The sequence below is a fragment of the Flintibacter sp. SJQ-8 genome, from assembly GCF_054108085.1.
Genome location: NZ_JBPJWR010000009.1, coordinates 316054 through 340215, shown reverse-complemented (window position 1 = coordinate 340215; position 24162 = coordinate 316054). Strand labels below are relative to the sequence as shown.

Below are 24162 nucleotides of genomic sequence, written 5' to 3'. Positions count from 1 at the left end.
TATGTCATCCCTGTTTGAAGCCTACATTACCAATCTCGGCAAATATAACGAGGGGCGGCTTGTAGGCGAAACGCTGAAATTCCCGGCCACCACGGAGGAGGTGCAGGCCCTCTTGAAGCGCATCGGCGTGGATGGGGTACGGTATGAGGAAATCTTTATTACCTCATTCGACGGTGATGTGCTGGGCCTGTATGACCATTTGGGCGAGTATGAAAGCATTGACGAGCTGAACCATCTGGCCCATGTGCTGTCTGACCTCGACCAGAGCGACATTGAAAAGTTTGAGGCCGTCATTGACAGCGGCGAATACACGGGCAGCGTCCATGACCTGATCAACCTCGCGCAAAATCTGGATTGCTATGACTTCTACCCCGGTATCGACAGTGAGGAGGCGCTGGGCCGGGCCTATATCGAGGAAATGGAAATGCTGGATGTGCCGGATAATGTGCTGCCCTACTTCGACTTTGAAGCCTACGGGCGGGACGTGCGGATCAACGAGGGCGGCCATTTTGCCCCCGGCGGCTATGTGTTCAATAATGGCGGCAGCTTTGTGGAGCGGTATCACGGGATGGAGGATATTCCCCCGGAGCACCGTATCTTCGCCTATCCCAAGCTGAATATCCGGGAGCAGATGGCGGCGTATCAGGAGGTCATAGACCGTTCGGCGCTGAACGAGGAAAAGCTGCGGCTTCCCGCCAGCCGCGAGGACAGATAGGCCGCTTCTGGTCACGGTGGCCAGAGGGCAAAGGAGGTGTAAGCTATCGTCGGAGATGAAGTGTCCCGGCAGACCATCGCCGTCAGCGTCAAGGCGTCCAAGCTGACCGCCCGTGCGCTGGCCTATGTGGTGGCCGCCGTGGGACGGAAGATCGCCAAGGAGCACCGCAAGGCGCAGACGCCCCACGGCAAGCAGAGTGTGCGAAAGCTCATGGGCCACGGCGGAGACACCAACGCCATCGAGGTGGACACGCCCAAGCTGTTCGACAAGGTTGCCCGGAAATGGGGCGTGGACTACGCCATCCGCCGCGTGGGGGATGAAAAATATCTGCTTTTGTTCAAGGCACGGCAGACCGATGCCATCACAGGCTGCTTTGCCGAGTATTCCCGGTTGGAACTAAAACGGGCGAAGTCCCGGCAGACGCCGATCCGGGAGCAACTCCGGCAGGTGGAGGAACAGGTGAAAAAGCAGCCCCAGCGGGAATTGACAAAGGAGGCGGCGCATGGCGACAGATAAAATCAGGAAGTATGTTCTTCCGAATATCCCGTACCTGTTCATCGGCTGGTTTTGCCTGAAAATCGGCACGGCGTACCGTCTGGCCGCTGGTACGGGCTTCGGGGAAAAGCTGCTGGGGCTGGGCCAGACCATCGGCGCGGCCTTTGCCAGCTTCGCCCCCGGCCTTGTCCCCTTTGACTGGCTGGTAGGCATTGTGGGTGCGGCGGCGTTCCGCCTGCTGATCTACTTCAAAAGCAAAAACGCAAAGAAGTTTCGCCGGGATGCCGAGTACGGCACGGCCCGCTGGGGCAACGAAAAAGACATCAAGCCTTTTGTCGATCCCAAGTTTGAAAACAATATGATCCTGACCGCCACGGAACGGCTCACCATGAATACTCGCCCCAAAAATCCCGCCAATGCCCGCAACCTTAATTTCTGCGGGATCGGCTCGTCCGGCTCCGGCAAAACCCGCTTTTGGCTCACACCGCAGTTGCTTCAAGCTCATTCCTCTTATGTGGTGGTCGATCCCAAGGGCAGCGTGCTGGGGCAGGTCGGGGCCTTTCTCCAGCGCCGGGGCTATCAGATCAAGGTTTTCAACAGCATAGATTTTTCCAAGTCCATGCACTACAACCCTTTATCATATATCCGCAACGAGGCCGACATCCTGAAATTCGTGAACGCCCTGATCACCAACACCAAGGGCGAGGGCAAGGAGGGTGATCCGTTCTGGACGAAAGCGGAAACGCTTTTGTACTGCGCCCTGATTGCCTACATCATTTTCGAGGGGCCTGCCGAGGATCGGAATATGAATACACTGGTGGACATGATCTCCGGCATGGAGGTCAAGGAGGATGACGAAAACTATAAGAACGCCGTGGATTATATGTTTGACGGCCTTGCCAAACGCAAGCCGGATTGCTTCGCCGTGAAGCAATACCGCAAATTCAAGCTAAGCAGCGGCAAGACGGCCAAAAGCATCCTCATTTCCTGCGGCGCACGTCTGGCTCCCTTTGACATTCCCCAGCTTCGGGAGATCATGTCCTATGATGAGCTGGAGCTTGACCGCATGGGAGATCGCCGGACGGCAACATTCTTCTGCATCAGCGACACGGACAGTACCTACAATTTCCTTGTGGCGCTGGCCTTTTCGCAGATGTTCAACCTCTTATGTGAACGGGCGGACAATGTTCACGGCGGACGGCTGCCCCATCATGTGCGGGTACTGTGGGACGAGGCGGCCAACACGGGACAGGTACCCCAGCTTGAAAAGCTGGTGGCCGTCATCCGTTCCCGTGAGATCAGCCTGTGTCTGCTGTATCAGCAGTTGGCCCAGTGCAAGGCCATCTACGACAAGAACGCGGAAACCATCCTCGGCAACATGGATAGTGTGCTGTTCCTCGGTGGACGCGAAAGCTCCACCATCAAGGAAATTTCGGAAAACTGGCTGGGAAAGGCCACCATCTCCATGCAGACCGAGGGCCGCTCACGGGGCCAGTCCGAAAGCTACAGCCAGAACACGCAGCGGCTGGGCCGGGAGCTGATGACCCCAAGCGAGCTTGCCACCATGCCCGGAGATCGGTGCATTTTGCAGCTTCGGGGCCTGCCGCCGTTCTACTCCAAGAAGTACGATTTGAAGCAGCATCCCAACTATAAATACACCGCCGAGGCCGACAAGGTGAAAAACGCTTTTGATCTCAACAGCCTTGTGACGCGGCGGATGGACAAGCTCAACCCCAACGAAACCTATACCGTTTACAAGGTGGACGTGCCGGACGAGGCGCTCACAGGCGAGGACGAGGACATCCTCAACTATGACGACCTCGATGACCCGGACGCCTTTGTATAACCTCTGGTCACGGTGTCCAGAGGAGTAGCTGCCGCCAGAAATGGCGGCTTTTTTCATGGCCGGGGACATCCCGGAGAAATGGAGGATTTATGCAGTTTTTTACTTCTGCTGTTACTACCCTGCAAACTCTCGTCGTGGCGCTGGGCGCTGGCCTTGCCGTGTGGGGCGTGGTCAATCTGCTGGAGGGCTACGGCTCGGATAACGCAGCGGCCAAAAGCCAGGGCATCAAGCAGCTCATGGCGGGCGGCGGCATCATCGTGCTGGGCACGACCCTGATCCCTCTGCTGTCTACCCTGTTTTAAGGGTAGCTGCCGATGGGTATTCTCACCGAATGGATCACGGAATGGCTCAAAGGGCTTTTGATCGAGGGCATCATGGGAAACCTCGAGGGGCTGTTTGACACGGTGAATACCCGCGTCGGGGAAATATCCGTACAGGTGGGGACTACCCCGGCGGCATGGAACGCTGGGGTGTTCTCCCTGATACGGCAGCTTTCCGAAACGGTGATATTGCCGATTGCCGGATTGATCCTGACCTTCGTTGCCACCTATGAGCTGATCCAGATGATACTGGAAAAGAACAATATGCACGAGTTCGACGTGGCGAATATCTACAAATGGGTATTCAAAACCACTTGTGCCATCCTGATCCTGTCCAACACGTTCAATATCGTCATGGCGGTCTTTGACGTGTCTCAAAGCGTGATTGCAAGCGCGGCGGGCATTGTCACAGGCGCAACCAACATCACGCCGGATATGCTGGCCGATCTGGAAATGACCCTTGAAACGATGGAGCTTGGCTCTCTGCTGGGCCTGTTCCTGCAATCGTTCCTCATTAAGTTTACCATGCTGGCGCTGAACATTTTTATTTTCGTGATCGTATATGGCCGCATGATCGAGATATATCTGCTGACCAGTTTAGCCCCCATCCCCGTGGCGACGCTCTCCAACCGGGAGCTTGGCACAATGGGCCAGAATTATCTGCGCTCCCTGTTTGCCGTGGGCTTTCAGGGTATGCTGATCCTCGTCTGCGTTGCCATCTATGCGGTGCTCATTCAGGGGATCGCCACAGGCGGAGATCCCATCGGCGCGATTTGGGGCTGTATCGGCTATACGGTGCTTCTGTGCTTCATGCTGATGAAAACCGGGACGATCTCCAAAAGCATCTTCAGCGCCCATTGAGAAAGGAAAGGTGATCTTATCGCTGATACCACCGCTTCTGGTCACGGTGGCCAGAAGCCGATCCCGGAGGGCCTGCACCTCTCCGACGGCATTGAGGGCCTGCGCTCCCTGCCGAAGCATAGCGTGGATATGCTCTTGACCGATCCGCCCTACGGCACGACCCGGAACTTTTGGGATGTGCCGCTGCCGCTCCCGGAGCTGTGGGAGGCGGTGAAATGGGCCGTCAAGCCGGAGGGCGCGGTGCTGTTTTTCGCACAATGTCCCTATGACAAGGTGCTGGGCGCGTCCAACCTCGCCATGCTCCGTTATGAGTGGGTATGGTACAAAAGCCGCTGCACGGGTTTTCTCAACGCCCGCCGCGCTCCGCTGAAAAAGACGGAGAACATTCTGGTGTTCTACCAGAAGTCCCCGGCCTACTTTCCGCAGTTTGAACAGGGCAAGCCGTACAAGAAAATTCACCGTTGCAGCGGAAGCAGCCCCAACTACGGAAAGTTTGAACGCACCAGCGGCGAGTCCGATGGGCAGCGCTTTCCGGGGAATGTGCTGGCGTTCCCCACGGTGACAACCACCGTGCATCCCACGCAGAAGCCCGTGGCCCTGTGCGAGTACCTGATCCGCACCTACACACGCCCCGGCGAGGTGGTGGCGGACGTCTGCGCTGGCTCCGGCACAACTGCCGTAGCCGCGCTGAACACAGGCCGCCGCTTCGTCTGCTTTGAAACCGCCCCGGCCTTTTACGGCCCCGCCACGGAGCGCATCCGGCGGGCGCGGGAGGCTGTGGCATCTGGCAGGAAAGGAGAATGATGACAGGAACCTACGAAATTATTTACGCCGATCCCCCGTGGCGCTACTCCGCAAAGAAAGTGCAGGGGGCGGCAGAAAACCATTACCCCACCATGAGCATTGATGAATTGTGCGCGCTGCCTGTGGCCGAGCTTGCGGCCAAGGACAGCGCCCTTTTCATGTGGGCCACGTTCCCACAGCTCCCGGAGGCCCTGCGGCTCATCCGTGCGTGGGGCTTCACCTATAAAAGCGTCGCTTTTGTCTGGCTCAAAAAGAACAAAAAGGCGGATAGCTGGTTTTATGGGCTGGGCTTCTGGACGAGGGCAAATGCCGAGGTCTGCCTGCTGGCGACCAAGGGACACCCCAAGCGGCAGGCCGCCGATATTCACCAATTTATCATTTCTCCCATCGAGGCCCACAGCAAAAAGCCGGACGAAACGCGGGACAAGATTGTTGCCCTCATGGGCGACAGGCCCCGCGTGGAGCTGTTCGCACGGCAGACCCCTCCCGGCTGGGACGTGTGGGGCAACGAGGTGGAGCCGACAGCGGGCCTCTGGTCACGGTGGCCAGAAGATAGCGGAAAGGAGGACGTTTCTTGCCCTATGTGAATGTTCCCAACGATCTTTCCAAGATCAAGACGAAAATTGCCTTTAACCTCACCCGCCGCCAGCTTATTTGCTTCGGCGGCGCGGCTGCCGTGGGCATCCCCGTGTATCTGCTGACCCGTCACGCGCTGGGCGGCACCGGGGCGATGTTCCTGATGATCGCGCTCATGCTCCCGGCCTTTTTCATGGCGATGTATGAGCGTGACGGCTTGCCTTTTGAAAAGGTAGCCCGGAATATCATCCGGGCCAAGTTCCTGCGGCCCGGTGTGAGGCCCTATCAGACGCAGAATATCTACGCCCCATTTGCGGGAAAGGAGGTCACACTTGAGCAAAAGCCCCAAGAAGTCAAAAAGCCTGACGCGGGCCGGTAATCGTCCGGCGACCATATCGGCCCAGCAGACCATTCCCTATGTGCGGATGCTGCCGGACGGCATTTGTCAGCTCCCCGGCGGTGTCTACACAAAAACGCTGGAATATGAGGACATCAACTATTCCGTTGCGTCCGCCGAGGATCAGACGGCCATTTTCAGCGGCTGGAGTTCGTGGCTGAATTATTTTGACAGTTCGCTGCCGTTCCAGCTTTCCTTTGTCAACCGCCGCAGCCGCTCCGGGAGCCGCTACAAGGTGAATATCTCCGAGGCGGATGACCGCTTCAACAGCGTCCGCACGGAATACACGGGGATGCTGAAAAACCAGATCGCCAAAAGCAACAACGGTATCGAACGGGCCAAGTACGTCACCTTTTGCATCCCCGCTGAAAATGTGGCCGCCGCCCGTCCCCGTCTGGAACGTGTAGAGGCGGACGTGATCGGCAACTTTAAGCGGCTGGGGGTACAGAGCCAGCCCCTTGACGGGCGGGAGCGTCTGGCCCTGCTGCACGGCCAGCTTCACCCCGGCAGCCGGGAGCCGTTCCGCTTCAAGTGGGCGGACATCGCCCATACGGGCATGGGAACGAAAGACTTTATCGTGCCGGACAGCTTTGACTTCCGGCAGAGCCGCTCGTTCCGCGTGGGCCAGACATGGGGCGCGGTGTCCTACTTGCAGATTATGGCGTCGGAGCTGTCGGACAAGCTGCTGTTGGAGATTTTGGAGCTGGACGCCGAGCTGACTGTCACCATGCACATTCAGACGGTGGACCAGGTCAAGGCCATTAAAACGGTCAAGGGTAAAATCTCCGACATCGACAAGATGAAAGTGGAGGAGCAGCGCAAGGCTACCCGCGCCGGATATGACCCTGACATTCTTCCGCCCGATCTTGTCACCTTTTCCAAGGACGCCGCTGAGCTGCTGGCCGATCTGCAAAGCCGCAACGAGCGAATGTTCCTCTTGACGTTCCTGATCGTCAACACCGCCCCCACGCGGGAGCGGCTGGAAAACGACATTTTCACCGTGAACGGCATCGCGCAGAAATATAACTGCGCCGTCAAGCGGCTGGACTGGCAGCAGGAGCAGGGCTATATGTCCTCGCTGGCCCTCGGCTACAACGGCATTGAAATTCAGCGCGGCATGACCACCAGCTCCACGGCCATCTTCGTCCCCTTTATGACGCGGGAGCTTCGCATGGATGGCCCGTCCCTCTACTACGGCATGAACGCCCTGTCCCATAACGTCATCATGGCTGACCGCAAAAAGCTGAAATCCGCCAACGGCCTTTACCTCGGCTCCACGGGCAGCGGCAAGAGCTTTGCCGCCAAGCGTGAATTGCTGAACGTCTTTCTTGCCATCCCGCAGGATCGCATCATCGTGGTTGACCCGATGGGCGAATATGCCCCGCTGGTGGAGCGGCTGGGCGGTCAGGTCATCGAGATCGCGCCGGACAGCCCCAACCACATTTCCCCGATGGATGTTCAGATGGACATGGGCGGCGGGGACAGCCCCCTGTCCCTGAAAGCGGATTTTCTGCTGTCGCTGTGTGAGCTGGTGGTGGGAGGCCGGGATGGTTTGCAGCCTATCGAGAAAACCGTCATTGACCGCTGTGTGCGTCAGGTGTACCGGGAAATGGCGCTGGGGCTGGAAACGGCCAAAACGCCGCTGCTCCAAGATTTGTATGAGGAGCTGCTGCGCCAGCCGGAGCCGGAGGCCAAGCGGATCGCCACGGCGCTGGAGCTATACTGCACAGGCTCCCTCAACCTCTTTAACCATCCTACCAACGTCAACCTCAATTCCCGCGTGGTGTGCTTTGTGCTCAAAGGCATGGGCGAAAACCTCCGCAAGATTGCCATGCACATCACCAACGATTTTGTCACTTCTGCGGTGGGAACCAACTTCAAAAACGGTGTGGCGACGTGGTGCTATTTTGACGAGTTCCATATTCTGCTCCGCGATCCGCTGACCGCCAGCTACTTTGTGACCGTCTGGAAGATGCTCCGCAAACAGGGCTGTGTCCCCTCTGCCCTGACGCAGAATGTGAAAGACCTGCTGGCCAGCCGGGAGATCGAGAACATTCTGGACAACACGGATTTTATGATCCTGCTGTCGCAGGCGCAGAGTGACCGCGCCATTCTTGCCAAGCAGATCGGTATTTCAGAGCACCAGCTATCGTATATCACGCAGTCCAACTCCGGCGAGGGCCTGCTGTTCTATGGCAGCGTCACCATCCCGTTTGTTGACCGCTTCCCCCGTGGCGAGATTTACGACCTGCTGACTACCAAGCCGGAGGACGCAGCCAATGGAAAACAGGCAGAATAAGCCGCCCGAGGGCGGGGCTGCTTCTGGTCACGGTGGCCAGAAGTTCCATACCGACAGCGAACAGGCCAAGCTCCACAAGTCCAAGCTCCGCATGGAGAGCCGGGAGGAACGGCTGAACAAGGCCCGTGAAAGGCTGGCAAAGCAGAAGCCGCCGAAAAAGCCCGGCCCCATCAAGCGGATCGCCCGGATCGCCGGACATGAAACCCATGCTTTTCTGCATGGAAAGGTGTATCAGGAGGAGCGCGACAATGTAGGTGTGGAGGGCGGTCATTTTGTGGAGCGTTCCGGCGAGGCCGCACTGCACTATGGGCGGCACAAGGTACGCAGGGCCATCCGGGAGCACCCGGCCAAGGCCGCCGCCCGCGCCGAGTCCCGGTACATCAAGGCCACGGCGGACTACCATTCCCGCAAGTTCGCACAGGAGCAGCCGGAGGCACAGAGCGCCGCCGCCCGGTTATGGCACCGCCACAAGCTGAAACGGGAGTATCAGCGCAAAGCGCGGGAAACCGCCAAGCAGACCGCCAAAGCCGCAGAACAAACCGTATCGGCCACAGAGCGGTTTGTCCGGGAAGCGGCGGCGTTCGTCAAGCGGCATCCCGTGGGGACGCTGCTTGCGCTGGGCTGCCTGCTGGTGGTGCTGACCCTGCAATCGTGTATGTCCTCGATGGTGTCCGTGGGAAACAGCACCCTTGCGGCCATCGCTGCCAGTACCTACAAGGCAGAGGACGCGGATATGCTGGGGGCTGAGGCCGCCTACTGTGCCTTTGAAAATGAGCTGCAACGCTGCCTCGACACCTACACCCGCACCCACGATTATGACGAATACCATTTTGACCTCGACACCATCGAACATGATCCCTATGTGCTGATCTCTATGATTTCCGCACTCCATGAGGGTGCGTGGACATTGGACGAGGTGCGCGGGACGCTGCAAGACCTCTTTGACCGCCAGTATATTTTGACCGAGGATGTGGTTGTCGAGGTGCGTTACCGCACCGTCACCCGGACGGACAGCGAGGGCAACGACTATGATGTAGAAGTTCCGTACAACTATTACATCTGCTATGTCACGCTGGAAAACTTCAATCTCTCCCATGTTCCGGTTTACATGATGTCCGAGGAGCAGCTTTCCATGTACGCCCTGTATATGTCCACGCTGGGGAACCGGCCCGATCTGTTCCCCTCGTCCGGTTATATCGGGAAATACATCACCAACCGCCCGCCGGAGCATGGAGTCCCGGAGTCCTATCTGGATGATGAAACCTTTGCCGCCATTCTGAAAGAAGCGGAAAAGTATCTCGGTTTCCCCTATGGTGCAACTTGTTCCCAACTGAAAAGGTTGGGCACTTGTCCAATGATTGGAGGTGAAAAGAAAGACAGGTGAACTGGTAATTCGATTGGTGGAATGATGGGGTAACGCCCTGAAACGCCAGCCTAATACTCCGACTGGCTTAAAGCGGAAACGCTATGGGTCAGAAGCTCGGTGAAGTCGGCTGAGAGTGACCGTAAGAATTGCTGGATAACAACCAGCCACACGAAAGCCGCCCAGAGGTGGGCGGTGTCACCTATAGGCCGGGGCTCTATAAAATACCTATGGTTAGAATGTGCGGAAGCACTGACGAAAACCGCGAATGTACAGGTCTAAAGGTAGGCCATATAGAAATGTATGGTGGCGTTAATTCGCCGTCAGTGTGGTTTAGTAAAAATCGTATGTATGAACGACCATGATGTGTTAAAGGCGCATCCAAGCTGACAGGACTAAAGCGGAGACCTAAGGGTATATGCACAGATAGAATTATCGGAACAAGGAAAGGTATCGGGCTTTACCATAGTGGTAAAGCAGGCAGACGAAGAAAATAAGCTGCCGAACCGGTGCTGAAAAGCAGAGGTCGGACTTACGATGAATCCCGCGAAAAAGAAGGATTCGGAGGGATGGCCTCAAGTCATTAGTCATATATGAAACAATCATTCAATCGCAGTAAGGATTCGAGTAGGACAAAAAAGTCACTCAATTCAAAAGAAGGGAGTGATGCCTTATGCCAAAAGAGAAAGCCGAAAAATCATTATGTATGAGCGGACTGCGCCATGCTGAGTATTACGGAATGCAGGAAGTGTTTGACGGTCTGTATGCGAAAAGCAGTAAAAATGAGACTTTCACAAATTTGATGAGCATCATCTTAAAACGTGAAAATATCCTGCTGGCATATAGAAATATCAAGTCAAATGACGGAAGCAAAACTCCGGGAACAGATGGCGTGACATTCGATGACATCGGAAAGCTGATGCCGGATGAGGTTATTGATACAGTCCGTTTCATTACAATCGGCAGTACACATGGGTATCGTCCGAAACCTGTCCGAAGAAAAGAAATACCAAAACCTTACGACCCAACAAAAACCAGGCCGCTGGGAATCCCCTGCGTCTGGGACCGGCTGGTACAACAATGTATCAAGCAGGTCATGGAGCCGATTTGTGAAGCGAAATTCAGCGAAAACAGTTATGGATTCCGTCCAAACAGGTCTGCTGAAAACGCCATCGCAAGAGCGGAGTTCTTAATACAGAATACAAGACTGCACTATGTCGTTGAGTTTGATGTCAAAGGATTCTTTGACAATGTAGACCACAGCAAGCTGATAAAGCAGATATGGTCGCTCGGAATCAGGGACAAAAATCTCCTGTTCGTGCTGAAACGGATTCTTAAAGCACCAATACGGTTAGAAAATGGGGCAATGGAATACCCGACCAAAGGGACACCCCAAGGCGGTATTATCTCCCCGCTTCTGGCGAATATCGTGCTGAATGAATTAGACCAATGGGTTGACAGCCAATGGCAGGATAATCCGGTCACGGCAAAATACAAGACCTCCATAAACGCAAATGGCAGTATCAATAAATCCAATGCCTACAAGTTTATGCGAAGGACAAATCTAAAGGAGATGTATATTGTCCGTTACGCTGATGATTTCAGAATATTTTGCAGGACGAAAGATGAAGCGGAACGGACGATGAAGGCAGTCACACAATGGTTAATGGAACGTCTGCATTTAGAGGTTTCGCCAACAAAAACAAAGATAGTGAATGTAAAACATCGCTATTCAGAGTTCTTAGGGTTCAAGATGAAGGTGTTTCGCAGAGCAGATAAATATGTCATCAAATCTCATGTAGGTGACAAACAGCTTGAACATGCGCGTCAAAAACTGGTCACACAGGCGAAAAATATAATCCACCCAAGAAAGGAAAAACATGAGCGTGGTGAGATTTCGCTGTATAACTCAATCGTCGTGGGGCTGCAAGACTATTACAGAATAGCAACTTGTATCAGTGAAGATTGCAGTTCCCTGGGACGTTCTGTCATGACAGTGCTGACCAATGGATTAAAGGAACGCCAGGGAAGCAGACTTGTGAGAAACGGCCGAAAATTAACGGTCTTTGAATCGCAGAAATATGGAAAGTCTAAATCGCTACGCTATGTGAAAGGGACGGACGAACCAGTATATCCTATCAGCTATATCCGGCATAGCATCCCTCTAAGCCGAAAAAGGGCTATCAACTGCTACACCCCAGCGGGGCGGAAGGGATTGCACGATAATCTGAAAATCAACGTGAATCTGATGCTGGCACTTATGCGACAGCCTATAGGAAACAGGAGCGTTGAATTAGCTGATAACCGGATTTCCCTATTCTCGGCACAATACGGAAAATGTGCTGTTACGGGAATGCCATTTCTGACAACAGATGAAATACACTGCCACCACATCAAGCCGAAAAAATACGGTGGGAATGACAGCTACGAAAATCTGGTGCTGATAAATAAACTGGTACACCGGCTCGTCCATGCAGAAACGGTTGAAACGATTACTTATTACCTTGAAGTCTGCAATCTCAATAAGAAGCAAATGGAAAAGCTGAACGCTCTGCGCCTGAAAGCAGGTTTAGGAGAAATTCGGGGAACACAACCCCTAAAAATGAACAAGGTAGATTGTAATAGATTGTGAGTATGACTAACGATGGAACGCCGTGTGCGGTGAAAGTCGCATGCACGGTGTGAAGTGGGGGAAAATCCGGAGATAACATCAAAGGATTACCTATCACTATTGTGGGGCGGCAGCAGCCCGTCCACGTCCTTTGACTGCTCCGGCTTCGTCAGCTATGTCTACAATCAATGCGGCTGGAGCTTCGGGCGGCTGGGGGCGCAGGGCCTTTATAACATCTGCTCCCGGACGAGCAGCCCGCGGCCCGGTGATCTGGTGTTCTTTGTCGGCACCTATGACACAGCAGGCGTTTCCCATGTAGGCATCTATGTGGGCGACGGCTGGATGCTCCATTGTGGCGACCCCATCAGCTATGCCAACCTCAACAGCAGCTATTGGCAGTCCCATCTTTACGCCTACGGGCGACTACCGTAAAGGAGGTTTTTTGATATGGCAATTACGAAAAGCGCAAAAATCGAGGCCGAGATTGAAAAGGTCAAGGCCAAAATTGCCGAGCAGCAGGCGCGGCTTAAAGAATTGGAGCAGAAGAAGCTGGAAGCGGAAAACAGCGAGATCGTGGAGATCGTGCGCGGCATGAGTATCTCCCTTGCCGATCTGCCGCTGGTGCTCCAGCAGCTCCGGGGCGGTGCTTCTGGTCATGGTGGCCAGAAGCCGATGGAACAGACGGAGGTGACAAAATGAAAAAACTGCGGCTTTTGCTGATAACGCTTTGTGTGTCCGTCCTCATGGGCAGTATGGCGGTTACGGCCTACGCCGGAGGCGGCGAGGAATGGGACGGGCTTGCCCCCGTGGAGCCGCTGCCCACGGAAACCGTTGACCCCGGCGAGGGCTTCACCGAGGACGGCAACCTTGTGACCCGTGACCTGCTCTACGATAAGGCCACCAACAAGCAGTTCATCACGGTGCAGACCAGCGGCGGCAATACCTTTTACATCGTCATCGACTACGACAAGCCCACCGACGAGGACGGCGAGCAGTATCACACCTACTTTTTGAACATGGTGGACGAGGCTGACCTGCTGGCGGCGATGCAGGCGGCGGGCGGTGAGCTGCCGGAGTGTTCCTGTACCGACAAATGCGCCGTAGGCGCTATCAACACGGATTGTACCGTCTGCGCGGTCAATCTGAGTGAGTGCCAGGGCAAGGCCCCGGAGCCTGCGCCTGTGGTAGAGCCGGAGCCTGACCCCGAGCCGGAGCAGCCCAAGGCCACGGGCAACGGCGATATGCTTCTGCTGGCGCTGGCCGTGGTGGTCATTGGCGGCGGCGCTGGCTGGTACTTCAAAATCTACCGTCCCAAGAAGCAGCGGGCCGCTGAGTCCGAGGCCGACTACGGCGGCGAGTATGACGGCGCGGAGGACTATGACGAAACCGCTCCCGAGGATGACGGGCCGCCGTGGGACGAGGACGGTGAAGAATGAGGTTTACCGACAGCCCCTATGAGGACTTTATGAAAGAAAAGAGCTACTTCAAGGGCGTCCCGCCCAACCTGCCGCCCAAAGGCTCCCGCTGCGACGGCTGCCTCTATTGGCATGGGATCGGCTGCGTGTTCTGCTACCGGGAGCAGCTCAGGGTAAAGACAGGGGGCAAAAATGAGCCGTGAATTGACCCGGCAGGAAAAGGCGGCGATCCGCTCCCTTGTGAAGCGGTGGTGTGCCAACTATGACAAAGACATTGGCTGTCTGCCGCTGGATTGCGAGTGCTATATGCTGGGGAAATGCTGGACGGGCGCTTATTGCCGCTATTTCCGCGCAGCGGTGCTGCCCCTTGATCCTGTGCTGGAAAGGTCGCTGACCGTGGAGCGTATCACAGAAACCCGGCCCTGCCCGGTGTGCGGCAGGGCCTTTCTCCCAGACGGGCGGCGGCGGTATTGCTCCCCGGCCTGTGCCCATGCCGCAAGGCGGCAGAAGCAGCGCGGCTATATGCGGAAATACCGGGGTAGGCCGTGAGCATTTAGCCCCGGAAAAATCCGCTGATTGCAGGGTTTTCCGGGGCCGCTTCATGGGCGGGGCGTATGATTTCATAGCCCCGCCCGGTTTTGCAGAAATATTGCTAACACTTTGGAAAGGAGGACGTATGGACAAAAACCAAGGCTATGAGATCATAAAGGCCGTCATGCTGGAAAATGGCAGGGGCTTTGCGCTGGGGCATCATCCTACCGCTCCCTCGCCCTATGTCACATGGGCTTGCTATGACGACAAGGACGGCCAGCGGCAGTATGAATGGGGGCATTACGGCAGCGACCGTGCCGCTTTGGAACAGGACTTTGCGGCGCGGGTGCAGGAGTACCGGCGTCTTTACAATGTCGGTGTCAAGCAGACCGAGGCCCCCGGCCTTTACAAGTATTACTCCACCCAGCGCCCTGTGGACATTGGGACATTCCCCAAGCCGCCCCGTAACGCTCCGGATGAGATCGTCAACTACGATCAGCGCGTCCCGGTTGAAAATGGATCATTTCTGGTGTGGGGGCATTTGACCTACACGCGGCCATTGACGAAACGGCAGGCGTCTGACTATGAGCTGCGGCCTGCGCCTGACAATCCCGACAGGCCCCGTTCGATCCGGGAACAGATGAAAACCGCCGCAAAGCAGGCCGAGGCTGACCGGGGCCAAGCTGCCCCAAAGAAAAATGCCCCTGACCGGGGCGACAGATAGGAGGACATTTATGGATCAGGAACGCAATCCCAACAAGAACGCCGAGCTTTCTATGGAGCAGAACTATAATCAGATCGACGGCATCATCAACAATCTGCCTGCGCCGCTCCCAGAGGATAAGCCGCTGGATAAGGTGCGGGAACACCCGCCCAAGCGCCGCAGCCGGGAGCGTGAGGAGCGTTGACAAAAAAGCGCGTCCGCAGCGTCCCCATCTATGTGTGGGTACGGCCTGACGAGCTGGAGGTCATTCGGGAGCGCATGGCCGAGGCGGGCATCCGCAACATGAGCGCCTATATCCGAAAAATGGCGCTGGGCGGCTATGTGCTCCACGTTGACCTTGAACCCGTCAAGGAGCTTGTGTCCCTCCAGCGGCGCTGTGCAAACAATCTCAATCAGGCGGCCATCCATGCCAACAGCTACGGCGGCCTGTACCCGGACGAGCTGAAGCGTCTGCAAAAGGACTATGCCGACCTGTGGGGGCCGCTGTCTGATCTGCTGGCCCAGCTCTCCGCCATTGTAACAATGTGACACAGGGGGGGAACGGCCCAGCGCCGTTCCCCGGCTGTCCGCACCTCTGGTCATCGTGACCAGAAGTGCGGAGGGCCGGGACATCCTTGAGTGCCGATTTTTTCAGAGTTATAATAGACATATACAGGAAAAAGGAGGAACCCTCTATGCGGATCATATTCAAAATTCTTGCCGCTCCCTTTGTGCTGGTGCTGACCCTGCTTGTGGCCGTGCTCTCGTTCCTGCTGAGTCTTTCCGCTGGTTTGCTCTCCATCCTCGCGTCGGTGCTGGGGCTGCTGAGTGTCCTGATGCTGTTTGTGGAGAAAGACATTTCCACGGGGATCGTGGGGCTGCTGATGGCGTTTGCCATTTCGCCCTTTGGCCTGCCCGCGCTGGCCGGATGGCTGCTTGCCAAGTTGGACGAGCTGAACGGCTCCCTGCGGGGCTTCATCACGGGCTGAGTTCTGGTCACGGTGGCCAGAAGATGCAGAAAACGGCGGCTGATCCCAGCCGCCGCTTGTCGTATGGAAAGGAGGGATGCCTACGGCCACGACCTACCTAAAATCCCACAAGCGGGCCGATAAGCGAACGGCCCTGCAAAGTTTGAAAGACCGCTTTGATTACGGTCTGAACCCGGAGAAGCTGGGGGCCGTTTCCTCCTACCTCTGCGATCCAGCCACGGCACACGCCGAGTTCATGCTGGTCAAAAATCAGTATCAGGGCGAAACTGACCGCAGGGCCGGACACGGGGCGCTGTGCTACCAGATCCGGCAGGCGTTCCCTCACGGCGAGGTAACAGCGGAGGAGGCCAACCGCATCGGCTATGAAACGGCGATGCGCTGGACAAAGGGCAAGTATCAATTCTTCGTCTGTACCCATATAGACAAGGAGCACATTCACAATCACATCTACTACAATTCCACCGCCTATGACCGCTCCCGGAAGTTCCGCAACTTCATCGACTCCTCGTTCGCCCTGCGGCGGCTGTCTGACCGGGTATGTCTGGAGCACGATCTGTCCGTGATCGTAAATCCCAAGCTCCACAGCAAGGGACGGTATCTGCACTACGGTCAATGGCTGGGCGAAAATCAAAAGCTCTCACAGAAAGAACAGATCCGCTTTGCCATTGACACGGCTCTGACAGAGCGCCCCAAGGACTTTGCAGACTTTCTCCGGCGCATGGAAACGGCAGGCATACAGGTCAAGCACGGGCGCGGCGGCGCGATCTCATTCCTTGTGCCAGGACAACAGCGGGCGGCCCGTTTCCGGGCATCCACGCTGGGGGACGGCTACGGCCCCGAGGACGTGCAGGCCGTCATTGACGGCAAGGCTCCCACACGAACGGCCACGGCGCGGAAAGCGCCCGCACCCCGCCGTGTCAATCTGCTGATCGACATTCAGGAGCGGATGCGTCAGGGCAAAGGCCCCGCCTATGAACGCTGGGCCAAGGTGTATAACCTTAAACAGATGGCGGCTGCGCTGCAATATCTGAAAGAGCACCAGCTATTTGAATATGACGATCTGGCCGCAAAGACCGACGCCGCCACAGAGCGGTTTCACACGCTGGCCGGGGACATTCAGCATACCGAGGCGGAGCTTTCCCGTGTGTCCGACCTGATGGCCGCCGTGGTGCAGTACGCCAAGACCCGCCCCGCGTTCGATGGGTACAAGGCCGCCAAGTACAGCCGGAAATACCTTGCCGAGCACGAGGCGGAACTGGCCGACTACCGGGCGGCCAAGGCGACGATGGCCGAGTTGCTGGGTGGCGAGAAGCTCCCCAAAATGGACGTACTAAAAGAAAAACGCCGCCAACTGGCAGCGCGGAAAAAGGCTCTTTATTTGGAATACCGCAAGGCCCAGCAAGATATGCGTGAGCTGGTGGCGGTTAAGGGCAGCGTGGATCATCTGCGCGGGCTGACGGACAGCCAGCGCAATAAGGAGCAGGCCCGTTAGGGGCGGCGACGCAGACAACATTTCTTCTGGTCACGGTGGCCAGAAGTCCAGCGGGTTTGGGGGCACCCCAACAAGCATTTCCGCAGCGCGGAAATTGCAAGTGTCAATACACTTGCCTTGCTTGCCATTTAGCGGCACCCCAAAAAAGCCCCCTAAAAACGAAGGCTCTTTTACTTGACCTCCGTTTCTCTGGCGTTCTTCAATGCTTGTATTGTAGCTTCAACAACTTGTAAATCCTTTTCATCCAGTGAGTTCAGCATAGCGTTGATCCGCTTTCTACAACTGCTCTCTGTATTTTTGGACGGATAAAAGTATTGGTCTACGGATATGTCAAACATCGTGACCAGTTGATAAAAAGTATTGAGGCTGGGATGCTGGCCGTCATTTTCGTTATACATGATCGTCCGTGGAGAACGGTCAACAATATAAGCCAGTTGCTCCTGTGTCATGCCGCTGGCTTCACGGGCTCGCTTGATGGCAAGCCCTATATCGTGGAAATCAAATCGTCGTTCATCTCGCTCTATCTTCATAATATCACCTAATGTAATTTTACATTTCAGGTCATAGTATTTGAACGACTTTTGTTTTCATACTGCCGACTATTTAATTTCATATCTCTGTCATTTTGTATCTCAGTAGCCTAAAAGTGCAACTCATGTTTGACAATATTGAAAAACACGAAAATTCCCATATAATAGCCATAAGGGGGTGATTTAACTTGAAAATTAGGATCAATGACAGGCCAGATATTCAAGAAATCGAAGTCATCATTAACTGTGTGGCCGATGATCCGCTTGTCAATAAAATCATATCCGCATTAAATACAGTTGATGCCAAACTTCTTTGCCGTCGGCAAGGAGAAACATTCCAGCTTGGTTTAGCAGATATTTTATATATTGAGTCCGTGGATAGAAAGACTTTTCTTTATACAGAGGAGCAGGTGTACGAAACAGATAGACGATTATATGAGTTGGAGGACTATCTGAAAGACCATTCTTTTTTTCGGACATCTAAGACAACGATCATCAATCTACGGCGAACAAAATCAATTCGGCCAGAGATTGGGGCCAGACTTTTGCTCACTATGGATAATCAGGAAAAAATTATTGTATCACGCCAATATGCTGGAAGCATTAAACACGCTTTGGGGGTGAAATAAATGAAACAATATTTCGGTGCGATCTTGCGTTTTTTCAAGGCTGTTTTCTTTACTTTTGGATTGCTTATATTCCTATTTTGCGTTCGGAGATATTTACCCGGTTTTAATGGCAGTCAGGGGGTCGGTCTGGTTGAATTGCGCCTTTGTCTGGCTATGGCAGTTGTTTTTTCTATGGCACACACTATAATCACCTCGGATCGTGTGCCTATCCGGATTAGTTTGATTGCAACCGGCATTCTTAGCTCAATTACCTGCGGTGTACTGTCGGTCTATTCAGGTATTCCATCTGCTATCATAAGGTGGTTCGATATTACAGACACCACAGTAGCAATTCTTTCGTGGTGGGCTGGCTTTTTCATCTGCTTCGTAGTATTGTTATTCATTTATTTTGTTGTGGAGCGTTATTATCGCCATTTGGAGTGTCACTATAATGAGGCTCTCGCCAAGTACAAAGAAAGTAGTGGTAAAACAAAATGAAACTGAAAGTCAAAGATATTAGTAAGAATTATAACCGATATTCCGCTCTGCGTGGGGTCAATCTGGAATTAGAACCCGGCCTTTATGGACTGCTGGGGCCAAACGGGGCAGGAAAATCCACTCTGCTAAAAATCATAGCTGGTATTCTTCGGCCTACTGCTGGCAGCATACTTTTGGACAACGAGCCAGTATCGAAACTTGGGGAGCACTATCGTGCCATGCTGGGCTATATGCCGCAAGACCTGGGAATTTACCCTGAGTTTACCGCGAAACGATATTTGCTTTATATTGCCGCTTTGAAAGGACTGACAGAGGCTCAGGCCAAGGCGGAGATCGATAAGCTGTTGGAGGCCGTAGGGCTTTCCTCGAATGCAGAGCAAAAGCTAAAGGGCTTTTCCGGGGGAATGCTTCGTCGTGTTGGAATTGCTCAAACCCTGCTTTGTAATCCGCAAATCCTATTGCTGGACGAGCCTACTGCTGGTTTAGATCCACAGGAGCGTGTACGGCTACGAAATCTTTTGTCAGCGTTAGCCCAACACAGTATTATTATTTTGTCCACTCACATCGTTTCTGATGTTGAACTGATCGCAGAAAAAATAATTTTGCTTCGAGAAGGGCAAATAGCGGCCTTTGATACGGTTGCTGGCCTTGTGGGGAAGTCAACCTTGGAAGATGTGTATCTGACCTATTTTCAAAAGGAGGCGTAATATGCGGTTGCTCACAAAATTAGAGCTTGATAAGCTCATACGCCGGAAATACCTGTTGCTTGGTGGTCTGCTCCTGTTGGGGTACTCCTCATTTATGTTTTTTTCCTGTTGCATGAACTCATCCCCCACCTTTCCAGTGGAAACTGCTGACGGTGTGGAAGTAACAGGGCGTGCGGCGGCACTTTACAACAAGTCCGTTTATGAGCAATACGCAGGAGAATTGACAGACGAGGCCGTTGCTCATGTGTTGGATGACTTTGTAGATTTGCGGGATGCTCATGGGGAACATTCGTTTAACTGGCCTGTCATTTATGACAATTTCTCAATTTTTCGAGCTGCTGATCAGGCTGACCGTGAGCGTTCAGAATATGGATATATCAGCGTTGCTGATGCGGGAGTCCTATCCTTTCATTCGCCTTTAGTCTTTTCTTTTGATTATACTTGGCAGACTGCTTTTAACATTCTGTTTAACTCGAATGTAGTATTTGCCATTTTTCTTCTGATCGTGTTGGCCCCTGTCTTTTCTGAGGAGTACAGTAGCGGTGCGGCAAATGTCATTCTCTCCACTCGTTATGGAAAGAGCAAGGTGATACAAGCAAAATTTACCGCCGCTTTTTTAATTGCAGCCATCAGCGCAGTTATATTTTGTGTGGTCATCCTTTTAGCCTGTGGAGCCTATTTTGCTGGGTTCGAGGGTTGGAATGCGGATATTCAAACGCAGTTTATGTCAAATCAATCGCAAATCCCCATCCGTATGAACAACTTGCAGTTTTTCCTTGTTGTTATGCTTTTCTATTGGCTATCCGCTGTTGGAACTGCTGTGCTGGCCTGTTGCTGTTCGGCTCTATGCAAGAAGTCACTCATAGCGTTGATTATGAGCGGTGTGCTCTATTTCCTTCCCTATTTCCCGATGAAGTTAGGCGGTGTACTTGGTGAGTGGATGTTCATATTCCCCATTTGGTCTGCAAAAGCACAATGGGTATTGAGAACCGCAGAACATAAGTTAGTCAACCTATTGCCGCTCTCCTGTGAAATGCCTGTTTGGATTGTAATATTTACGCTGATTTTCACAGTAGTATCGTTTCTAATCACTTGTAAATCGTTTTCAGAATATCAAGGAACATAAGCCCTTTAATAACAGAACAATCTGCCGGACGACGGCAAAAGAAAAAAAGCCGTCGCAACGCAGACATAATTTCATGCGCCCAAGAAGCGGCGGCTCGATTTTCAGAGCCGCCGCTTCTCTTGTTACCTACAAAATAAAGCCATGAGTACGGCGGCACATAGGAGGATGCCGCCATGCTATTTTCACTTTCTACCCCCCCTAACTTGTCAAAAAAAGTCTGCCTGTCCGATGGGATCAGTCCGGCGGTGGATGCGAAATCTGTCAGTATGTAAGCGAAAATGTTGTTTCGTGCGTCCGCATAGTGTCATGCTGTGCGGGCGTTTTTATATGCCCCTGCTTCTGGTCACGGTGGCCAGAGGCTCCAAGGTGCCGGGGGCCGCCTGTTCTCCATTTCAATCCGCACTCACCAACCACCTTTTGAAATGGAGGACAATTATGACGACTATCAACCTGAAACGGTATTACCCCTATATGACCGAAAATGTGATGCTGGAAGTTTCGGACGAGATCGCCGCCACCCTCTCTATGGGAGGCCGCCTGTGCGACAGCTACAAGCGGCAGAAGCGCAGAAATGGCGAGTGCTCGCTGGACACCGATCCCGGCTTTGAGGCCGACGTGCTCCGCCAGCCCATGACCCCGGACGAGTACATTGAGGCGCGGGAAACCACGTTTGCCCTCTATGACGCGCTGACCCAGCTCCCGCCCACGCAGGCCCGGCGTGTGTACCAGCATTATCTTCTCGGCATGAGCAAGGCCGAGATCGCGGCAGCCGAGGGCGTTGGCCGGAGCCGCATCTGCTGCTCCATTGAGCGCGGGCTGGCCGCTATGAAAAATATTTTGAAAAAATCTCTGTAAGAGGGAGTACATTTGCCCCCGAAACCTCCTGATAGGTGAGAGGAGTTTTCTTCCTCACCTTGAAAACTGAATAGACAGTATTCCCGATACGAAATCCGCGTGATAGCGACGTAAGGTGCGCCGCCACGACAGCCAGTTCAGGAGGTGATGGACAAGCTGGCCGAGCGATCAACGCAGCCTTTGACCCGGTGCTGGCAAACCGGGCGCGAGGACAGCGCGGAGGATAATGAAACTTGCTCACGCCCTCCCACAGACTTGAGGGGGAGTCCCTGCGGTATGCGCCAGCCCTCCACGGGCAGCGGTACTGTGGGGCTATGCAGCCGAAGCCATCGGCGGTCTGGAATACTCCCCGTGCCGGGGATGCGTGGCAAATACGGCACACAACAATCATACAGGGAGCCGTCCAACCGGGTCTTTCTGTCTTATGACAGCCCAAACCATTCCGGCGCGGCGGCTCCCTCTTTTGTGGATTGAAACGGAAAACAACTGTCCCGCTGCTTCTGGTCATCGTGGCCAGAGGTGGGGCAAGGTCAAAGGACGGCGCTTTTGTGCCGTCCTTTCACGTTTCCCCACGGACAACGGGAAACCATCAAATCTATTCACACCGCTGATTTTTATAGGAGGTTTTCAGATGACGGAAGCAAGAGTCGGCTATCACAAGGAAGTCAAAACCGCGTCTTTTCAGGGCAAATCCATCACCGTGGAAAACCTGACCCCGATGCTCTCTCCCAAAGCACGGGATAAGCGCAAGCGTGAAATTGAAAGCTGTCTGTATGAGGTCTTTGTGAAGTATGCGCCGGGACGGGCACAGATGCACTAATGCGGGACATCCTTGAGATGCGGGGCTACCAGAGGTATAATATAGGTGTAAGGTTTGGTAGCTCCTACACGGAAAGGAGCACCAAATGATTATTCGTGAAGATGCCATTTATGGCAGACAGTCCGTTGACCGCAAGGACAGTATCAGCATTGAAAGCCAGATCGAGTTCTGTAAGTATGAATTGAGAGGAGGCAATTTCCGCAAGTACACCGACAAGGGCTATTCCGGCAAGAACACCGATCGGCCCAAGTTTCAAGAAATGATGGCCGATATTCGCCGGGGCCTGATCAAGCGCGTGGTGGTCTACAAGTTGGATCGTATCAGCCGTTCCATTCTGGACTTCGCAACCATGATGGAAACTTTTCAGGAATACAATGTCGAGTTCGTTTCCTCTACGGAAAAGTTTGACACGTCCACTCCGATGGGGCGGGCCATGCTGAATATCTGCATCGTGTTTGCCCAGCTTGAACGTGAAACCATCCAGAAGCGCGTGACCGACGCCTACTATTCCCGCTGCCAGCACGGTTTTCACATGAGCGGCGCAGCCCCCTATGGCTTCCAACTGGAGCCGACCACCATTGAGGGCATCCGCACAAAAATGATGAAGCCTGACCCGGAAACGGCAGATATTGCAAAGCTGATGTTTGAAATGTACTCCCAGCCCGGAACTTCTTTCGGAGACATCGCCCGCTACTTTTCCGACGAGGGCATCCTGATCTACGGTAAGGAAATGAAACGGGGCTTTATCTCCCAGCTTTTGAGAAATCCCATTTACGCGCAGGCTGACCTCGATATGTATGAGTTCTTCAAAAGTCAGGGTACGGTGGTAGTCAATGAAGCCACAGATTTTGCCGGGACAAACGGCTGCTATCTTTATCAGGGCCGGGACGTGCAGGAAAGAAAAAACAAGCACCTGAAAGATCAGATACTTGTTCTGGCTCCCAGCGAGGGGCTGGTATCATCTGATACATGGCTGCGCTGCCGGAAAAAGCTCATGGCAAATAAGGCGTTCCAAGGCGGGCGCAAGGCAAAGAACACATGGCTTGCCGGAAAGATCAAGTGTGGTCGCTGCGGGTACGCGCTTATGAGCGTCGGCAATCCGACAGGCGTTCAATATCTCCGCTGCTCTAAGCGGGCTGACAGTAAAAGCTGTGACGGCTGCGGGACGCTCCGCACACGGGAATTTGAAAGGTTTCTGTACGGCGAGATGGTCAAGAAGCTGTCCGAGTTCCAGACGCTGACGGCAAAGCGGGAAACGGTCAATCCCAAATTGACCGCGCTGAACATGGAGCTTGCCCGCGTGGAGGACGAGATTGAAAAGCTGCTGAATACTTTAACCGGGGCTAATGCGGTGCTGCTGTCCTATGCCAACAGCAAAATCGAGGAGTTGGACACACGCCGCCAAGCCCTGACAAAAGAGATCGCGGCGCTGTCAGCGGAAACCATGTCCCCGGAACAGATCGAGCGGTTGTCGGTCTACCTCAACCAATGGGAAGAAATTGACTTCGAGGACAGGCGGCAGGTTGCCGACGGCCTGATCTCACAGATCCGCGCAACCGACGAACACGTTTCGATTGAGTGGAAAATTTGACTTTTACTTA

At 54.2% G+C, this 24162-nt stretch carries 28 protein-coding genes and 1 pseudogene; 28 read left to right on the top strand and 1 reads right to left on the bottom strand.

The window, feature by feature from the left end; translation table 11 throughout:
* Position 1: 1 nt before the first annotated feature.
* The 21 genes and pseudogenes from ACSAMP_RS07870 (at position 2) to ACSAMP_RS07770 (ending at position 17417) form a co-directional block, all read left to right on the top strand.
* Positions 2-715, top strand: a complete 714-nt coding sequence (locus ACSAMP_RS07870; protein WP_457800056.1) for an antirestriction protein ArdA — start codon at positions 2-4, stop codon at positions 713-715.
* Positions 716-775: 60 nt separating this feature from the next.
* Positions 776-1231, top strand: coding sequence for a PcfB family protein (locus ACSAMP_RS07865; protein ID WP_457800055.1), 456 nt, complete (start codon positions 776-778; stop codon positions 1229-1231).
* Positions 1218-3056 (top strand): VirD4-like conjugal transfer protein, CD1115 family, encoded by a 1839-nt coding sequence (locus tag ACSAMP_RS07860; protein WP_457800054.1) that lies wholly within the window; start codon positions 1218-1220, stop codon positions 3054-3056. The genes ACSAMP_RS07865 and ACSAMP_RS07860 overlap by 14 nt, the downstream gene beginning before the upstream one ends.
* An 89-nt stretch (positions 3057-3145) precedes the next feature.
* Positions 3146-3358 (top strand): Maff2 family mobile element protein, encoded by a 213-nt coding sequence (locus ACSAMP_RS07855; protein ID WP_457800053.1) that lies wholly within the window; start codon positions 3146-3148, stop codon positions 3356-3358.
* Between the two features lie 12 nt (positions 3359-3370).
* A complete protein-coding gene (locus ACSAMP_RS07850; protein ID WP_419027722.1) occupies positions 3371-4237 on the top strand; it encodes a VirB6/TrbL-like conjugal transfer protein, CD1112 family in 867 nt (288 codons plus the stop codon).
* Between the two features lie 129 nt (positions 4238-4366).
* Entirely contained in the window at positions 4367-5041 is a 675-nt protein-coding gene (locus tag ACSAMP_RS07845; protein ID WP_457800072.1) for a DNA-methyltransferase, read from the top strand.
* Positions 5038-5628 carry an MT-A70 family methyltransferase gene (locus tag ACSAMP_RS07840; protein ID WP_055060868.1) on the top strand — a complete coding sequence of 197 codons (591 nt, stop codon included), beginning with the start codon at positions 5038-5040 and terminating at the stop codon, positions 5626-5628. Before ACSAMP_RS07845 ends, ACSAMP_RS07840 begins: the two co-directional genes overlap by 4 nt.
* A complete protein-coding gene (locus tag ACSAMP_RS07835) occupies positions 5616-5996 on the top strand; it encodes a PrgI family protein (protein WP_097785037.1) in 381 nt (126 codons plus the stop codon). Before ACSAMP_RS07840 ends, ACSAMP_RS07835 begins: the two co-directional genes overlap by 13 nt.
* Positions 5980-8313 (top strand): VirB4-like conjugal transfer ATPase, CD1110 family, encoded by a 2334-nt coding sequence (locus ACSAMP_RS07830; RefSeq protein ID WP_457800071.1) that lies wholly within the window; start codon positions 5980-5982, stop codon positions 8311-8313. Before ACSAMP_RS07835 ends, ACSAMP_RS07830 begins: the two co-directional genes overlap by 17 nt.
* On the top strand, positions 8294-9697 hold the full coding sequence (locus ACSAMP_RS07825) for a CD1108 family mobile element protein (protein WP_457800052.1): 1404 nt from the start codon (positions 8294-8296) through the stop codon (positions 9695-9697). The genes ACSAMP_RS07830 and ACSAMP_RS07825 overlap by 20 nt, the downstream gene beginning before the upstream one ends.
* Positions 9698-10349: 652 nt before the next feature.
* The gene (gene ltrA, locus ACSAMP_RS07820; RefSeq protein WP_457800051.1) at positions 10350-12308 is read left to right on the top strand and encodes a group II intron reverse transcriptase/maturase; all 1959 of its coding nucleotides are present in this window, start codon (positions 10350-10352) and stop codon (positions 12306-12308) included.
* Between the two features lie 99 nt (positions 12309-12407).
* Positions 12408-12719: pseudogene (locus tag ACSAMP_RS07815) on the top strand (C40 family peptidase); the annotation flags it as partial.
* Between the two features lie 15 nt (positions 12720-12734).
* Positions 12735-12986 carry a DUF4315 family protein gene (locus ACSAMP_RS07810; protein ID WP_457800050.1) on the top strand — a complete coding sequence of 84 codons (252 nt, stop codon included), beginning with the start codon at positions 12735-12737 and terminating at the stop codon, positions 12984-12986.
* On the top strand, positions 12983-13723 hold the full coding sequence (locus ACSAMP_RS07805) for a DUF4366 domain-containing protein (RefSeq protein WP_457800049.1): 741 nt from the start codon (positions 12983-12985) through the stop codon (positions 13721-13723). The genes ACSAMP_RS07810 and ACSAMP_RS07805 overlap by 4 nt, the downstream gene beginning before the upstream one ends.
* Positions 13720-13905, top strand: a complete 186-nt coding sequence (locus tag ACSAMP_RS07800) for a hypothetical protein (RefSeq protein WP_118544233.1) — start codon at positions 13720-13722, stop codon at positions 13903-13905. Before ACSAMP_RS07805 ends, ACSAMP_RS07800 begins: the two co-directional genes overlap by 4 nt.
* Positions 13895-14251: a cysteine-rich VLP domain-containing protein gene (locus ACSAMP_RS07795; protein ID WP_457800048.1), complete on the top strand. Its 357-nt coding sequence runs from the start codon at positions 13895-13897 to the stop codon at positions 14249-14251. The genes ACSAMP_RS07800 and ACSAMP_RS07795 overlap by 11 nt, the downstream gene beginning before the upstream one ends.
* Positions 14252-14378: 127 nt before the next feature.
* A complete protein-coding gene (locus ACSAMP_RS07790) occupies positions 14379-14957 on the top strand; it encodes a defense against restriction DarA-related protein (protein WP_457800047.1) in 579 nt (192 codons plus the stop codon).
* Between the two features lie 10 nt (positions 14958-14967).
* Positions 14968-15141: a DUF4316 domain-containing protein gene (locus ACSAMP_RS07785; protein WP_118625813.1), complete on the top strand. Its 174-nt coding sequence runs from the start codon at positions 14968-14970 to the stop codon at positions 15139-15141.
* Positions 15138-15485, top strand: a complete 348-nt coding sequence (locus ACSAMP_RS07780) for a plasmid mobilization protein (protein ID WP_021887816.1) — start codon at positions 15138-15140, stop codon at positions 15483-15485. The genes ACSAMP_RS07785 and ACSAMP_RS07780 overlap by 4 nt, the downstream gene beginning before the upstream one ends.
* A 146-nt stretch (positions 15486-15631) precedes the next feature.
* A complete protein-coding gene (locus ACSAMP_RS07775) occupies positions 15632-15925 on the top strand; it encodes a CD1845 family protein (RefSeq protein ID WP_419027712.1) in 294 nt (97 codons plus the stop codon).
* Between the two features lie 142 nt (positions 15926-16067).
* Positions 16068-17417, top strand: a complete 1350-nt coding sequence (locus ACSAMP_RS07770) for a relaxase/mobilization nuclease domain-containing protein (RefSeq protein WP_457800070.1) — start codon at positions 16068-16070, stop codon at positions 17415-17417.
* Positions 17418-17587: 170 nt separating this feature from the next.
* Here the strand turns inward: ACSAMP_RS07770 and ACSAMP_RS07765 are convergent, their stop codons facing one another.
* Positions 17588-17947, bottom strand: coding sequence for a helix-turn-helix transcriptional regulator (locus tag ACSAMP_RS07765; RefSeq protein ID WP_178264945.1), 360 nt, complete (start codon positions 17945-17947; stop codon positions 17588-17590).
* Between the two features lie 188 nt (positions 17948-18135).
* Between ACSAMP_RS07765 and ACSAMP_RS07760 the strand changes: the two genes are divergently transcribed.
* From ACSAMP_RS07760 to ACSAMP_RS07730, 7 genes are all read left to right on the top strand, one after another.
* Complete coding sequence (locus ACSAMP_RS07760) at positions 18136-18576, top strand: LytTR family DNA-binding domain-containing protein (protein WP_118603018.1); 441 nt, start codon at positions 18136-18138, stop codon at positions 18574-18576.
* Entirely contained in the window at positions 18577-19053 is a 477-nt protein-coding gene (locus tag ACSAMP_RS07755; protein ID WP_457800046.1) for a hypothetical protein, read from the top strand.
* Positions 19050-19760, top strand: a complete 711-nt coding sequence (locus ACSAMP_RS07750; RefSeq protein WP_118603014.1) for an ABC transporter ATP-binding protein — start codon at positions 19050-19052, stop codon at positions 19758-19760. The genes ACSAMP_RS07755 and ACSAMP_RS07750 overlap by 4 nt, the downstream gene beginning before the upstream one ends.
* Before the next feature lies 1 nt (position 19761).
* Positions 19762-20886 (top strand): ABC transporter permease, encoded by a 1125-nt coding sequence (locus ACSAMP_RS07745; RefSeq protein WP_118603011.1) that lies wholly within the window; start codon positions 19762-19764, stop codon positions 20884-20886.
* Between the two features lie 435 nt (positions 20887-21321).
* A complete protein-coding gene (locus tag ACSAMP_RS07740) occupies positions 21322-21741 on the top strand; it encodes a sigma-70 RNA polymerase sigma factor region 4 domain-containing protein (RefSeq protein WP_118749560.1) in 420 nt (139 codons plus the stop codon).
* 631 nt (positions 21742-22372) lie between these two features.
* A complete protein-coding gene (locus ACSAMP_RS07735) occupies positions 22373-22561 on the top strand; it encodes a hypothetical protein (RefSeq protein WP_118544239.1) in 189 nt (62 codons plus the stop codon).
* 85 nt (positions 22562-22646) lie between these two features.
* Complete coding sequence (locus ACSAMP_RS07730; protein ID WP_457800045.1) at positions 22647-24152, top strand: recombinase family protein; 1506 nt, start codon at positions 22647-22649, stop codon at positions 24150-24152.
* Positions 24153-24162: the final 10 nt, after the last annotated feature.

What these genes read in the sequence shown, in the direction of transcription:
- ACSAMP_RS07840 (WP_055060868.1), top strand. Translation starts at nt 5,038, where the DNA reads ATGATGACAGGAACCTACGAAATTATTTACGCCGATCCCCCGTGGCGC.
- ACSAMP_RS07765 (WP_178264945.1), bottom strand. Translation starts at nt 17,947, where the DNA reads ATGAAGATAGAGCGAGATGAACGACGATTTGATTTCCACGATATAGGG.
- ACSAMP_RS07730 (WP_457800045.1), top strand. Translation starts at nt 22,647, where the DNA reads ATGATTATTCGTGAAGATGCCATTTATGGCAGACAGTCCGTTGACCGC.
- ACSAMP_RS07740 (WP_118749560.1), top strand. Translation starts at nt 21,322, where the DNA reads ATGACGACTATCAACCTGAAACGGTATTACCCCTATATGACCGAAAAT.
- ACSAMP_RS07800 (WP_118544233.1), top strand. Translation starts at nt 13,720, where the DNA reads ATGAGGTTTACCGACAGCCCCTATGAGGACTTTATGAAAGAAAAGAGC.
- ACSAMP_RS07805 (WP_457800049.1), top strand. Translation starts at nt 12,983, where the DNA reads ATGAAAAAACTGCGGCTTTTGCTGATAACGCTTTGTGTGTCCGTCCTC.
- ACSAMP_RS07745 (WP_118603011.1), top strand. Translation starts at nt 19,762, where the DNA reads ATGCGGTTGCTCACAAAATTAGAGCTTGATAAGCTCATACGCCGGAAA.
- ACSAMP_RS07860 (WP_457800054.1), top strand. Translation starts at nt 1,218, where the DNA reads ATGGCGACAGATAAAATCAGGAAGTATGTTCTTCCGAATATCCCGTAC.
- ACSAMP_RS07825 (WP_457800052.1), top strand. Translation starts at nt 8,294, where the DNA reads ATGGAAAACAGGCAGAATAAGCCGCCCGAGGGCGGGGCTGCTTCTGGT.
- ACSAMP_RS07790 (WP_457800047.1), top strand. Translation starts at nt 14,379, where the DNA reads ATGGACAAAAACCAAGGCTATGAGATCATAAAGGCCGTCATGCTGGAA.
- ACSAMP_RS07775 (WP_419027712.1), top strand. Translation starts at nt 15,632, where the DNA reads ATGCGGATCATATTCAAAATTCTTGCCGCTCCCTTTGTGCTGGTGCTG.
- ACSAMP_RS07795 (WP_457800048.1), top strand. Translation starts at nt 13,895, where the DNA reads ATGAGCCGTGAATTGACCCGGCAGGAAAAGGCGGCGATCCGCTCCCTT.
- ACSAMP_RS07785 (WP_118625813.1), top strand. Translation starts at nt 14,968, where the DNA reads ATGGATCAGGAACGCAATCCCAACAAGAACGCCGAGCTTTCTATGGAG.
- ACSAMP_RS07850 (WP_419027722.1), top strand. Translation starts at nt 3,371, where the DNA reads ATGGGTATTCTCACCGAATGGATCACGGAATGGCTCAAAGGGCTTTTG.
- ACSAMP_RS07750 (WP_118603014.1), top strand. Translation starts at nt 19,050, where the DNA reads ATGAAACTGAAAGTCAAAGATATTAGTAAGAATTATAACCGATATTCC.
- ACSAMP_RS07755 (WP_457800046.1), top strand. Translation starts at nt 18,577, where the DNA reads ATGAAACAATATTTCGGTGCGATCTTGCGTTTTTTCAAGGCTGTTTTC.
- ACSAMP_RS07735 (WP_118544239.1), top strand. Translation starts at nt 22,373, where the DNA reads ATGACGGAAGCAAGAGTCGGCTATCACAAGGAAGTCAAAACCGCGTCT.
- ACSAMP_RS07845 (WP_457800072.1), top strand. Translation starts at nt 4,367, where the DNA reads ATGCTCTTGACCGATCCGCCCTACGGCACGACCCGGAACTTTTGGGAT.
- ACSAMP_RS07810 (WP_457800050.1), top strand. Translation starts at nt 12,735, where the DNA reads ATGGCAATTACGAAAAGCGCAAAAATCGAGGCCGAGATTGAAAAGGTC.
- ACSAMP_RS07870 (WP_457800056.1), top strand. Translation starts at nt 2, where the DNA reads ATGTCATCCCTGTTTGAAGCCTACATTACCAATCTCGGCAAATATAAC.
- ACSAMP_RS07855 (WP_457800053.1), top strand. Translation starts at nt 3,146, where the DNA reads ATGCAGTTTTTTACTTCTGCTGTTACTACCCTGCAAACTCTCGTCGTG.
- ltrA (WP_457800051.1), top strand. Translation starts at nt 10,350, where the DNA reads ATGCCAAAAGAGAAAGCCGAAAAATCATTATGTATGAGCGGACTGCGC.